Here is a 12831-nt window from a genome sequence, read left to right as displayed (position 1 = left end):
TTATAATTAATGACAAACATCAACATTCATCATGCCATCAAGAAAACCCCATAAGAGTTTTGCTCCTTTTTCAGCGCCTTGCATAACTTTCTCTTGCTCTTCTTCGTTTAAATCTGCAATAAGGTTTGCACATTCTTCAGAATGCCACTCATCAGCTTCCATATGAACGGTAAAAAATTTGAGAGAACGCTCATCATTTATTGAATAGTGTTTTTTCAGACCTTCAATTTTAGACTTAGAAACCTCTGGAGTTTGACGTTCATAAGCGTACAGAGCTCCAAGACCTGCTGCAAAATCTGATTTTACAATGTCAAAATAACCATCAACTAATTCTCGTGTCTCCTTAATTTGTGCATTTTCACAAAGTTCTGAACGTGCTACTCCCAGTCCTTCAGCAAAACGCTGCCATAATTCTGGGTGATTCTCGTCGCCTTGTTCTTCCTCTATTAAATTACCAAGTAAAACTTGCCGCATTTTCAAATTCGGACACAAGGAATGTATACCGCTGATATAACGAGGAAAAGCAGCAACATGGTGATAATATTCCTTAGCGTAGGTTTGCAGAGCCTGCAGGCTTAAGCCACCTTCATTCCATGACTCGTAAAATGGGTGTTTTAATAAGTGTAAACTATCTAATTGATTATTAAGTGATTGAACAAATGTCATAAATAAACAGTAAATTGTTTTAGGCTACGTTTAGGTTTATCAAATGTCAAGAGGCATTTCTCACTACTACTTTAATTCCAATAAATATAAAGATAGATACGCTATAAGTTAATTTTTTAGTAAAATTGATTTTTTCTAAAATTTCATGTATTATTAAATCAATATAGTGAAAAACGCAAAATGAAAGTAACAGAAGAAAATACAATAAAAATTAGGGAAGAGTTCGTAGAAGTTCAAAATGGAATGCGAATTCAAAAGATAGTGATGTCAAACTCGAAGAGCAGTGCAGATAGCAGAAAGAAAAAGCATATAGTTTACTTTCCAGGGCTTACATATACTTTTGAAAAAGAGCCAGATGAAGACAAAAGTGAATGGAATTGGGCAGCTGAAGCAGGTATGGATGTTCACCTTATTAATTTTCCTGGTTCTGGAAAAAGCAAAGGCCATTCTTTAAACGGTCGAAATCGAGTAAATGCAGGAATTGGAGTCATTTCAGATCTTCTAAAGCAAGGCATTCACCCAGACAATATAGTACTGTATGGAAGCTGTGCTGGAGGACCAATAGCTGCGGAGGTTTATAAAAAGTTTAAAAAAGATGACAATATTCATTTAAGATGCATTATCAATAAATCCTTTAGCTCATTCAAAAAACTTGTAGTGAAATTACTACACATATCAAAACCTAAATGGCTATTTCCTCCTATAATAAAATTCATACTCAAATGCTTTGGTTGGCACTTTAAGCCACACACAATAGTAAACGACATTACTCCATACACAATTTGTTTTAACTTAGAGAACGATGGCTTTATTAGTAAGCAGGCAAATATAGGTACTAAAATTGCTGACATAGAAAAAAGTCATAGGAAAAAAAACTACCAAAAAAAAGAAACTTTTGAAGGTTTTGAGCAATATAAAGAGTTTTTTATGGAGCATGCCAACTTAGCTAAAATAAAAAACCTTGAACCTGAAGTTGGAATAATGAAAAAATGCTGGAATAAGTTTCTATCGTTACTACCTATTAAGGCAGATGATATTCACTTTTCTTCGATTACAGAATTGTGCTCATCAAGTGAACACAAATACAATCTTCCTGAGCTGATTTCACTCTTTTTAGAATTCACAGATAATTATTTTGAAAAGAAGGGCTCTCTCAATCAAGAGAAACAACCAGAGATAAAAACAGAAGCGATATGTGGAAAGAATAGTGAAAAAGAAATAGAGGAAAAGAAACAGTATTTTACCAATTTAAAGAATTATTCAATAAGTCAGAATATATCTAAAAAGCTAACATCTCTGCAAATATTGAAATAAGTGTTTCTTTTGTGATTAAAAAAACATTGCATCTAGAGTATCTGCCATAAGTGATAATTTTGTGCTTTCATCATAGAGATTGTTTTCACTAGCTAATAATTTCTCACTAATTTGTGGATAAAGTTTAGAAACGTACTTCTCATAGCATTCATCTAGACATTCTTGGTCTGTCCGTTTTGTTTTGTAGGAATGGCATTTCTCCTTACATTGATTATATCTAAATTTAATCCCTTGCTCTCTGTTTGATGCTTGTTGTTGCATAATATTCTCCAATTCAAATAATTCTAATATTAGCATACAAATATGAACATTATGTTAATATCATTACTTTTTAGGTATACATGGCAAATTTATGCCTGGAAACAGTTTTTGGTTATTTCCTAGATTTTCTTTATAAAAACCAAAGGCGCCAGTTGGTTTTTATTAGCTAAGGTAAAGGTCAAATATCTGGAATTCTGGACATAAAATCCTCCTGTATAAATTAGAAAAAAATGCAGCGCACATATGACAGACGTGTGTATACGCTGAAAAAGATACGCTACGTTTTTTATTGAAAAGTTAATTGAAAGTCTGCAGACAAAGATAAATTTTTGAGCTCTTAAAATATCTCTAACTTTAATTATAATTAGATTGAAAATACGCGGAAGTAATTTTTTTGACAATAGATTTCTTTCATAACCAGGCGTCATCCCAGCTGGGATCCAATAAGAAAACCGCGCTGGAACTTTTGAATTCCAGTTATGCAAGGAATCTAATATCATGGAGTTTTCAAACACTAACAACCAAGTACTTTAATAAGGCAAAAAGCTTATCTAAGAGAGTAGGCCTTGCAATTGTATCAATAGTGGTGGGATTGGTAGGACTCGAACCTACGACCAATTCGTTATGAGCGAACTGCTCTAACCGACTGAGCTACAATCCCTTTTATCAACACCTATAATACACGCAAAAGGAAATTTGTCTACTCGCTTATTTCACTATCAACCCAACTGTGTAAATCATTTATTGCGCCAATTTTGCGTGCAATTTCCTTACCATCTTGAAATATGATTAAAGTAGGTATAGATTGAACTCCATACTTACTTGGCACTTCAGTTTCTCCATCTATGTCGAACTTGCAGATCTTGATCTTGCCTTTTCTATCCTCAGCCAATTGCTCGATACGTGGCATCAGACTTTTGCATGGTCCACACCATTCTGCCCAAAAATCTACCAGCACAAATCCTTTGTGGTTAGCAACTTCAGATTCGAAATTTTGATCATTTACCGCTTTAATATCATCACTCATAAAATACCTAAATTTTTATAAATATAGCGTATCAATTAACAGCTGATCAACTAAATTTTTCTGGATTCAAGTGAAGTGATTACATATGATGATTAAAGATATCTACACTCCCCCAACCCATTGAATCTAGCTCAATACGAGTAGGAAGAAATTCAAAGCACTTTTCGGCTAATTCTTTTCTATTTTCACGTTCTAGCATTAAATCTAGCTTTTCCTTTATTTTATGGAGATATAAAACATCAGATGCAGCATAACTTTTTTGCTTGTCTGTTAAATTTTCATTTCCCCAATCAGAAGATTGTTGTTGCTTATTTAATTTTATATCAAGTAGTTCTAAGCACAACTCTTTTAAGCTATGATTATCTGTGTAGGTGCGAACTAAACGTGAGGCTATTTTCGTGCAATAGCAAGGCAGTGCCCAAGTTTGCAGGTAGTAATGTATTATACTCACATCAAATCGCGCAAAGTGAAATATTTTGGTTATATTTTTATCCTCTAATATTTTTCTCAAATTTGGAGCTGTATAATCGTTTTTGAATTGAACTAAGTGAGCGTTGCCATCATTGAAAGAGAGCTGAACAAGGCATAATCTATCTCTGCTATGCAGTAGCCCCATTGCCTCTGTATCAACAGCTATAGATTTTATATCATTCGGTATTGCACTGGCTGGCAGGTCGTCTTTATATATAAATATTCTCATAAATTTAATATGTTTTATGACACATACAATAATCAAAAATGAGTTTTAAGTATACGAAAAGATCATAGAAAATTGGCTCTCATGATTTTCATGTATGTAGGGTTTACAAATTGTAATATGTACCTATAATTAGAAGTAGAACCTAAGCAGAATTTAACTGCGGGAGTAGCTCAGTTGGTAGAGCGCAACCTTGCCAAGGTTGAGGTCGAGGGTTCGAACCCCTTCTCCCGCTCTTTAATTTTAACATAAAAAATTTCCTTCCCCTATTCAACTAATTCAGCTATACTCAAAGTAGCTAAAAGTTTTTTAGAAATTTATTATTTAGGAGGGTTATATGGACAACGATACTAAAGAAATGTTATTTGTCTTAGGTATAGCTACATCAATAGGAGCACTTACAGGCTTAGGGCTCAGTTTTACAACTCTATCACCATTGGTAATGGGTGGAATTGTTGCTTCTGTTGTGGCAGCCTTATTTACATGCATAATAATTTATAATCAAAATTTTTCCAAAAAAAGTTTTTTTACTGGTGCTTGTTTATGTGCTGCAAGCTTTGCAACTGGAGTTGGTTTTGCTGCAGCTGCAACTGCTGTTTTCCCTGGTGCAATGCTTGGAATGGGATCGGCAGCTTTAGCAGGTGCGTTGATAGCACCCATATCAGTAATCGCAGTAGATTATATTATTGAACCAATAGCTAAGAAAGTGAATGAATATATCATATCACCTGTAGTTGAACGTTTTTCTTCAAAAGGGGAAGAGAAAGAGCAAGCTATATAATAATCAATTGACGTTAGCATTTAGTTTTCTTTATAATTTCCTTTGTGAAAGAACAAAAATGCTTATTTGTAACGATAGCTGGTTTGCCAAATGCTGGAAAGTCAACGCTAATTAACAGCATCGTAGGCAAGAAAATTGCAATTGTCACCCCTAAAGTGCAGACAACAAGGACGCAGGTAAGGGGTGTTGCTATATGCAACAATGCGCAAATTGTTTTTACTGACTCTCCGGGAGTGTTTTCAGCAGAAACAAATCTTGAAAAAGCTTTAGTCAAATCTGCATGGGGAGCAGTTAAGGATAGTGACATTACTTTATTGCTTGTTGATGTAAACAATTACCTAAAAAATATAGAAAGAATAAAAACGATATTTGCACGACTGGAGCGCACAAAAGGCAGATGCATTTTGGTTATCAATAAAACTGATTTAGTAAAGAAATCAGAGCTCAAGATGGCACATGAGCACCTAAATTTGCTTTATAAGTTTGAAAAAATTTTTACGATCTCGGCACTGAAGAATGATGGACTTTCTGATCTGACTAGTTACTTGTCTGAAATTGCACCGATAGGCCCTTGGTTTTATGAAAAAGATCAAATAACTGATTCCTCAGCTGATTTTTTATCAGCTGAAATTACGAGAGAAAAGTTATTCTTGAACCTACGTGAAGAATTGCCATACTCTACAGCTGTTATAACTGAACAATTTGAGGAAAAAAAAGATAAGAGTTTAGTCATAAAACAGATCATATTTGTATTGAAAGATAATCATAAGAAAATAGTGCTAGGAAAAGACGGCAGTAGCATAAAAAAAATTAATATCGAGGCGCGTACAGAATTGGAAAAGTTATTTGAGTGTAAAGTTCATCTCTTTTTGTTCGTAAAAGTGCGACCTTGGACTGATCGCCCTGAGGAATATATAAGTAATGCTTAATTCTTTGTTAGTATTTGATATTGAAACTATACCAGATGTAAATTCCTGCAAGAATTTACTAAATATTAGTGATGATAGCAGTGTAGAAGAAAAGAGGAACGCATTAACAAAATATCATCTTGAAATAACAAACGGGCAAAACTCTTTTCTGCGTCAGCCCTTCCACCTTGTTGTAGTCATTAGTTTTTTACTTTGTAATATAACACGCCAGAGCGGTTATGAAATGTTCACACTACAAGAAATAAGATCTGGAGGCACAGTAAACTCCAATGAAAAAGAGCTAGTAAAGGGATTTTTTAACTACATATCAGAGAAAAAGCCAAGACTAGTTTCGTTCAATGGACGCACTTTTGATATACCGGTACTGAAGTACCGTGCTATGGTTCATGGCATTCAAGCAGAATATTTTCACAAAGCTGGCGATAAGTGGAATAGTTACAATCAGAGGTACAGTAGTGATTGGCATTGTGATTTGCTTGAATCTCTCTCTGATTTTGGAGCTTCTGCAAGAATGAAGATGAACGAAGTTTGCGCAGCATTTAATCTTCCCGGTAAGATTGGAGTTGATGGTTCACAAGTTATGGATTTATACGATAGTGGAAAAATACAAGAGATTCGCGATTATTGCGAAACAGATGTGATTAACACCTATTTGATTTACTTGAAGTTCATGCATCATCAAGGAAGAATTACTACAGAAAGCTATAATAAGAGCATAGAAGAACTGCTTTTGGAATGCGAAAAAAAAGAACACCTAAAGAAATTTAAAGAAGAATGGAAAATAACTTCTGGTGAAAATTTTTATATTGAATTTAAATGAGTAGATGCTACAGAGCAATCTAATGATTGCTCTGTATAGTAGTTATAAACTCCTTGTAGTAGAAAAGACATTTTGATGTGCCCTTTGCTTAACTTCTGCTTGTTCAAGCTTAGAAAAATTTTCTAAGTTTTTATCTTGGTATTCCTTTTTTACTTTCTCGAAAAAATTTTGTCCACCAAGAATATAATTACCTAAATTAGCAGCATAATATTGAGCATTACCTAAAACTGCACAGTTAATTCGACTTAATATTCTCGAAGGGTAATAAAAGAGAGAAACGTTATTGTTCGATCGGAAATCCTCTTCATCCATTATTTTAATGGCTTCATGATAACCATCTATTTGATGAACAAAATATCCTTCAGGTACTGATATTCTCAATTGTGCACCTACATGAGCATAACCACAAATACCAGGTGATACCGCTGGTACTGGGTCTTGTCTATGTTGAGTTACTCTAATGGTTTTTTCTTGAAGAACATCATTATAAAATTCACTAGCAGTAAGATCAAAAACTCGTGGATCACCAAAAGTTGCAACATGAACATCTTCAGCTCCTTCTGTTTTATTGAGGCATAAAGCAGCTATCTTAGCAATAGCTCCTCCCATACTGTGACCTGTGAGATTAATTTTAAAATCCTTGATTTCTGATCCCTGTTTTTCAGCATGAGATTTCAAAATGCCATACAGATTAGGCCATGAATCCATAAATGAATTATAGAAACCACAATGAATTCTTCCACCTTCAGGTAAAAATTCCGAAGTAGCAAAAAGTACATTTATATCAGTAATTCCATCATTAAAACTCTGGCTCAGACGAGTACCATGGTAAGCTATTGTTATTTCTTTACCTTTTATAAAAACGTGACCAGCATCTTTTTCAAAGCTATTACCAAATGGAATAATTTCATAACCTTCGCTGATGAGTTCAGCTCTAGTTTTATACATTTTTTCAGTAGATGGAACAATTTCAAAATCTTCTACAATTTCAAATTCAGTTTTGTATACTCTTTGAGCTAGGTTGTTACATCTTTTTTTACTTAATTTACCATCATCATCGCCATAGCTTATCTTGCAGAAATTACCCATTTCTAATAATTTCTCTCTATCAAATCCTGCAATTTTTACAATACTTTCATCTATTTTATAGTCAGAAGGTAAAGAACATGGCTCATTTGGATCAGCACGATTTATAAATTCATAATCTTCAATGATCTCAAATTCATCGTCATATTCTTTCATCTCGTATTTGCCATCATCTACTGAAATAGAATCTGGCTGTTCAGTATTACCTGGCTCTGAGCCTGTAGCAGCACCTGTAGTGCTAAACCAATTTCGTAAAAAACTAAAATCCATAAATACCTTGATTATTAAAAATAAAACAATAATTCACTAATTATAATATAAACTAATATTATTGTCAATAGTTATATTAATATTTTAATCTTTATGTACTTTCACTTGAGTAAATTTTACTTCCAGAGAATAAGTATAGAGTTATAATACACTAACAAGCAAACCTCTGTACTAAATTTTGGTTAATATACACGTTGAGCGTATTAAGAAAGTTGCTTTTAAAGTATTGCATTTTACTTTTATTTTCGCTATAAGGTTGCTTTAAGTTGGATTTTCAACACCTTTATACTATTTATGTTATGATTTTAAAATTTTTTGGGGGCACTTCATGAAAAAATCTATTTATACTAGAACTGCTCTAGCTTCTCTATTGACTTTATGTTCTTTCAGTGGCTTTGCTGCTGACTTTTCTGACGAGAGTATGAAGGAAGTAAAAAAGCAAGAGAGTAACGAGTCAATCAAAACTTCTGGAAAGATGGAAGTGATGAAGACTTCAAATAAGAAACTAAAAGAAAAAATGGACAGGATATGTAATGCTGATCCAAGAAAAAAAGCTGAGGAGCTTAAGAAAAAAGAAGAACTAAGATTAGCAGCTGAGCAGAAGAAAAAAGAGGAGTTAAAATTAGCAGCTGAACAAAAGAAGAAAAAAGAAGAGTTAAAATTAGTAGCAAAACAAAAGAAAAAAGATGAAATTAGGCTAGCAAAAGAGAAAAAAGCAAAGCTTATAGAGGATTCAAAGGCGAAAGCTCTAAGCACTAAAAATTCTAATGTAGAAAAGTCAAAAATTAAGGGTTCTAAAACTAAGAATGCTAAAATTGAAGCTAAAGATATAAAAAAGGATGTAAAAGTTGTTAACAGCAATACAGAGGAAAAAGGTAAGGCAAGTCCTGTTGTTTCAGTTGGTGGTATTGATATTATCAATACCAATCAAGGGGATGGTTTAAGAATAACTTTCGGTGGCGTTGTTGATTCTCAAGGTTATGGTAACCATGGGCTAAGTGGCTATAACCATTATAATGTTATGCCAGGTAAATCTACAGATTATTTTAACAATACTCCAGATAGTATAAAAGGAGCAAATCCAATATTTCCTAAAGGGATAGGGAATATTGGTGATTACAGTGAAAACATGGGCATGATTTCAGATGCAATATTGCACTTAAGAGCTGAAAATAAAAATGAGGATATTGGTCTTCGTTATGGTGCCGATGTACAATTCCATGTTCCAGTTACTGAAGGTAAAGGAGCTTCACAAGGCGTGAATGCTGCAAGAGGTAGAAGTGCACATGTGTTTTTGAATTCAAAATATGGTGATCTGAAACTTGGCTATCAGTTTGGTCCTGAGTCTCTGATGAGACTTGATGCAACAAGAATTGCAACTGTTGATGGAGCTGCAGATAGTGACTGGTTCAGAAAAGTAAACTTAGAAGGAAGTGCTGCAAACTTTCCATTTTACGTAACACCACGTCTTTACACTGAAAGCTTCTCGAGCGAGAGCGAAAAGTTCTCCTTCCGTATGGCAGGAAAGTATAACAAAGAGGTTATGACCACATTGCCGTTTAGAGCTGCTTACTACTCACCAAATTATATGGGTGCAAGATTTGGTATTAGCTACTCACCTCGCTACGATAGTGGTTTATCCGTTGTAAAAGAAATAGCTCCAGGTCTTATCAGAGATTCAAATGATAAAAAAGTAGTAACAGGGGTAAAGCATGAGGAAACGTTAAGACATGTTGGACCAGATTACCAGCATATAATAAGTGCTGGTGCGTCATATGAATATGACTTTAGTAAACATAATGTAAAAGTTAAAACTTCCGTAGTTGGTGAATATGGGTTTTCAAAGCAACCGAGTAAAGATAAGCATCTTTATAAGGAATTTGTAGAGTACAATGACCTGATGGGTGTTAATTTGGGTGTAAGCGCTGATTATAAGATTGATGAAGGTCAAAATATAAAATTCGCTGCTTCTTTTGCATATTTAGGCAAATCTGGTCAACCGAAGATTATCAAGGAACTCGACCCTGCTTCAAAAGAATATAAAGAGACTACTGATATTGCTAGAAAAAATGGCTTAAAGCAATTTAATGACAAGGACACCATGTATTGGACTGCAGGTGCTGGTTATCAATATGAGAATGTTTATACAAGCTTGACATACTTTGGCAGTACAATGAATGATAAAGATATGCTTCATGATGTTGCACTTGGTGTTCAGTATGATCTATCTTCTTGCAATAAGAGCAAGTTTGTTCCTTATGCAGCCTTACATTATTTTATGACTGATGAAAAAGGTGCGCTGAAAGATAAAAATAATGCTGATGTACCTTCTAACCAAGGAATTCTTCTACTAACTGGTGTGAAGTTTTCTTTCTAATTTGTTCTAGTAATACACACCACAACTTGAATGTGGTGTGTGTCTTGTCTGTTAGTGTTTATTTGTCGATCAAATAAACATAAGCCAGTGCGTAACAAACTCTACGAGTATTTATTTTATTCACACAATAAGTAATGTCATCCCAGTCACAGCTGTACGAAAATTGTGGCAATTTGCATAGTAGATGGTGTCATCCCAGTGCTTGACACTGGGATCCATTTTTCCATCATCATCAGAAACGTTGATTACTTTTATACTCGTAAATTTAACTGGATGCCAATGTCTGGGCGCTGGCATGACACCCTATGGCTACTCAGATAATGGATATAATCCCTTACCTATCGAACGTTTTCAAATTCAATCAATTAAGCAGTATGCAAACCAAATTAAAAAACCATTTAACTGGAGAATTACTTACCATCGCTACTTGCTGGAAATTAACACTTGTAAGTGGGGAGGTAATGGGATTCACTGACTATGATAAAGATTTAAATCTCAATAATATACTCTATAAATCTTCAAGCGGTTTTATAGCCAGCAGTATAATATTAAATAGCGATTTGAGAACTGATAATCTAGAAATTGAAGGAATATTAAATAGTGCTGATATTAAAGAAAAAGATGTTTTATCAGGAAGGCATGACTTTGCAAATATTGAAATATTTCTTGTGAATTATAAAGATTTGAGTCAGGGAATTATGAATTTGCATGCAGGAACTTTTGGTAAAGTAACATTAAATAGTGGGAGGTTTATCGCTGAAATTAGAGGTCTTGCGACAAAGCTTGAGAGAAGCATAACAGAGCTATATTCTCCTGTATGCAGGGCACAATTTTGCGATGATAGATGTAAAGCTGATGCTAAAAAGTTTAGTAGAATGAGCACAATTACTAAAGTGATAGATGAAAGAAGATTTGAAGACACTAATTTAATCGAAAGCGATGGATATTATAAGCACGGAGTGTTTAGTTCAGCAACATTTGAAGTTGTAGTTAAAGAATACAAAAATAAAGTAGTTACATTATTTGCTTCTCCTCCATATCAAATTTCTACCGGAGATAAATATTCGATACTTGCAGGTTGTGATAAAGCGTTTTTAACGTGCAAAAACAAGTTTAACAATACTGTGAATTTCCGTGGCGAACCATATATACCAGTTGTTTAGCAGCATAATTTTTAATATTATGAATAAGTATGGAAAGGTGGCTGAGCGGTCTAAAGCACACGCTTGGAAAGCGTGCACATATGAAAATATGTCGGGGGTTCGAATCCCCCCTTTTCCGCACATTATTTCTAGTATAACATAGGATTTTCCGTTTTGTTCTTGAACGTAATAACCATATAGCATTAGCACTTCAGCTCCGCAATTTTTCAGAGTCATCTACGTCAATAAAAGAATAGAGTTATCAAGTTGCAGAGCCGTTCTTGATTTTTGATGACGAAGAGTAGTTGTTATCATAGAAATACATCCAGTAGCCAGCATACCTTCCCTATTCCTAACAATATCTTGCAATACTATACTTAGTATGTGTCATTTCTCACGAGCATCAGCAAACTGCTATATACTCAACCTACCATAATATGTCAATACAATTCTTTATTGAAAATTCCGGAAAACAAGAGAAGCCTCACGCTTTTTACTGTATCTGCTACAGAACAGAAAATGAATCTGCGAGAGTATAGAAACTATCTCCAATATTTTCTAATGTACTCTTTATGTCACTAGCTTGTGAAGAATATTCAGAACTCTGAGATTTCTCTGGAGCTTGATATTGTCTATTGCATCTGGCCTTGCACATAGATTTATCGAGTTTTTCGTACCATTTGGTGTAGTCACTTTCACACTGTCTATGGCACCAGTAATGTCCATCAAATGGATCATGGTTCAGTACTTCTCCCAGATGTACCAGTGTTACTCCATGTTGTATTAATTGATCCTTCAACTCTTGTTCTGGAGCTTTGAATATATTATCTCCCCACCTTCCTGAATTTGTAGCAACAATACCTCTTTGTAAATTAGATACCATAACATTCTCCTTAATTAAAAAATTAACATAATTATAACATATAAGCATTAATACTATACTAACAATAGTATGATTGCTTTTATTGAAAATTTCGGAAGACAAAAGAAGCCTCACACTTTTTTGATATTAAACCTGTACCTTCTACAGAACAGACGCTGAATCTGCAAGAGCATAGAAATTGTCTCCAATATCTTGCAATGTACTCTTTATATCAGTAGGGGTTGACTCCTGTGAATCAGATCTAAATTCGCCATGAGTATCTCTCAGATGACACCACCACTTGCAGTTATTTCGCTCTGCTGTTGCCCACCAACCATCACCTGGCCATTTTCCTTCGCATTCTCTATGGCAACATGTAATGTATCAGCTGATTGTACCCCTTGTCCTGATCCAAAATCATTCAATTTTGATTCATTTCGGTGTATATGTGTTTTTCCATACTGTGCTGGTTTTGAAGAACCGAACACATGTTCCCGATTTGTAAGATTTCCTAGCATAATATTCTCCTTAATTAAAAACTAACATAATATTAACACATCAGTATTAATATTATGTTAATACTGATATAATTATTTCGC

At 34.2% G+C, this 12831-nt stretch carries 14 protein-coding genes and 3 tRNA genes; 8 read left to right on the top strand and 9 right to left on the bottom strand.

Going from position 1 to position 12831, the window contains the following annotated elements; all coding sequences use genetic code 11:
• Positions 1 to 6 precede the first annotated feature (6 nt).
• Entirely contained in the window at positions 7 to 666 is a 660-nt protein-coding gene (locus ACICP1_RS00085) for a CADD family putative folate metabolism protein (RefSeq protein ID WP_265022238.1), read from the bottom strand.
• Between the two features lie 180 nt (positions 667 to 846).
• Here ACICP1_RS00085 and ACICP1_RS00080 point away from each other — a divergent pair, with 180 nt between their 5' ends.
• Positions 847 to 1980, top strand: coding sequence for an alpha/beta hydrolase (locus ACICP1_RS00080; protein WP_353278617.1), 1134 nt, complete (start codon positions 847 to 849; stop codon positions 1978 to 1980).
• A 15-nt stretch (positions 1981 to 1995) separates the two neighbouring features.
• Here ACICP1_RS00080 and ACICP1_RS00075 read toward each other — a convergent pair whose 3' ends face one another.
• From ACICP1_RS00075 to ACICP1_RS00060, 4 genes are all read right to left on the bottom strand, one after another.
• Entirely contained in the window at positions 1996 to 2241 is a 246-nt protein-coding gene (locus tag ACICP1_RS00075; RefSeq protein ID WP_395460856.1) for a hypothetical protein, read from the bottom strand.
• Positions 2242 to 2825: 584 nt separating this feature from the next.
• A tRNA-Ile gene (locus tag ACICP1_RS00070) sits at positions 2826 to 2902 on the bottom strand.
• Between the two features lie 39 nt (positions 2903 to 2941).
• A complete protein-coding gene (trxA, locus tag ACICP1_RS00065; protein WP_007302120.1) occupies positions 2942 to 3268 on the bottom strand; it encodes a thioredoxin in 327 nt (108 codons plus the stop codon).
• Positions 3269 to 3347: 79 nt separating this feature from the next.
• Positions 3348 to 3968, bottom strand: a complete 621-nt coding sequence (locus tag ACICP1_RS00060) for a ribonuclease D (protein WP_007302121.1) — start codon at positions 3966 to 3968, stop codon at positions 3348 to 3350.
• A 159-nt stretch (positions 3969 to 4127) separates the two neighbouring features.
• Between ACICP1_RS00060 and ACICP1_RS00055 the strand changes: the two genes are divergently transcribed.
• From ACICP1_RS00055 to ACICP1_RS00040, 4 genes are all read left to right on the top strand, one after another.
• A tRNA-Gly gene (locus tag ACICP1_RS00055) sits at positions 4128 to 4200 on the top strand.
• A 102-nt stretch (positions 4201 to 4302) separates the two neighbouring features.
• The gene (locus ACICP1_RS00050) at positions 4303 to 4746 is read left to right on the top strand and encodes a hypothetical protein (RefSeq protein ID WP_395460855.1); all 444 of its coding nucleotides are present in this window, start codon (positions 4303 to 4305) and stop codon (positions 4744 to 4746) included.
• A gap of 44 nt (positions 4747 to 4790) precedes the next feature.
• Positions 4791 to 5675: a GTPase Era gene (gene era / locus ACICP1_RS00045; RefSeq protein WP_052264868.1), complete on the top strand. Its 885-nt coding sequence runs from the start codon at positions 4791 to 4793 to the stop codon at positions 5673 to 5675.
• On the top strand, positions 5668 to 6495 hold the full coding sequence (locus ACICP1_RS00040; RefSeq protein WP_006015158.1) for a 3'-5' exonuclease: 828 nt from the start codon (positions 5668 to 5670) through the stop codon (positions 6493 to 6495). Before era ends, ACICP1_RS00040 begins: the two co-directional genes overlap by 8 nt.
• A 42-nt stretch (positions 6496 to 6537) precedes the next feature.
• On the opposite strand, the gene ACICP1_RS00035 is transcribed toward ACICP1_RS00040, so the two are convergent.
• A complete protein-coding gene (locus tag ACICP1_RS00035; RefSeq protein ID WP_265017065.1) occupies positions 6538 to 7851 on the bottom strand; it encodes a lipase family protein in 1314 nt (437 codons plus the stop codon).
• A 328-nt stretch (positions 7852 to 8179) separates the two neighbouring features.
• Between ACICP1_RS00035 and ACICP1_RS00030 the strand changes: the two genes are divergently transcribed.
• A complete protein-coding gene (locus tag ACICP1_RS00030; RefSeq protein ID WP_395460854.1) occupies positions 8180 to 10228 on the top strand; it encodes a porin in 2049 nt (682 codons plus the stop codon).
• A 120-nt stretch (positions 10229 to 10348) separates the two neighbouring features.
• On the opposite strand, the gene ACICP1_RS00025 is transcribed toward ACICP1_RS00030, so the two are convergent.
• On the bottom strand, positions 10349 to 10525 hold the full coding sequence (locus ACICP1_RS00025) for a hypothetical protein (protein ID WP_395460853.1): 177 nt from the start codon (positions 10523 to 10525) through the stop codon (positions 10349 to 10351).
• Between the two features lie 77 nt (positions 10526 to 10602).
• Here ACICP1_RS00025 and ACICP1_RS00020 point away from each other — a divergent pair, with 77 nt between their 5' ends.
• Both ACICP1_RS00020 and ACICP1_RS00015 read left to right on the top strand, forming a co-directional pair.
• Positions 10603 to 11391 (top strand): DUF2163 domain-containing protein, encoded by a 789-nt coding sequence (locus ACICP1_RS00020; RefSeq protein WP_029237622.1) that lies wholly within the window; start codon positions 10603 to 10605, stop codon positions 11389 to 11391.
• 31 nt (positions 11392 to 11422) lie between these two features.
• Positions 11423 to 11509 (top strand) — tRNA-Ser (locus ACICP1_RS00015).
• Positions 11510 to 11875: 366 nt separating this feature from the next.
• Here the strand turns inward: ACICP1_RS00015 and ACICP1_RS00010 are convergent.
• Complete coding sequence (locus ACICP1_RS00010; RefSeq protein ID WP_395460852.1) at positions 11876 to 12253, bottom strand: hypothetical protein; 378 nt, start codon at positions 12251 to 12253, stop codon at positions 11876 to 11878.
• 263 nt (positions 12254 to 12516) lie between these two features.
• On the bottom strand, positions 12517 to 12750 hold the full coding sequence (locus tag ACICP1_RS00005; protein ID WP_395460851.1) for a hypothetical protein: 234 nt from the start codon (positions 12748 to 12750) through the stop codon (positions 12517 to 12519).
• Positions 12751 to 12831 lie beyond the last annotated feature (81 nt).

The organism is Wolbachia endosymbiont (group B) of Ablattaria laevigata (assembly GCF_964277395.1).
GTDB lineage: Bacteria > Pseudomonadota > Alphaproteobacteria > Rickettsiales > Anaplasmataceae > Wolbachia.
This window is presented reverse-complemented; position numbering and strand designations above follow the sequence as displayed.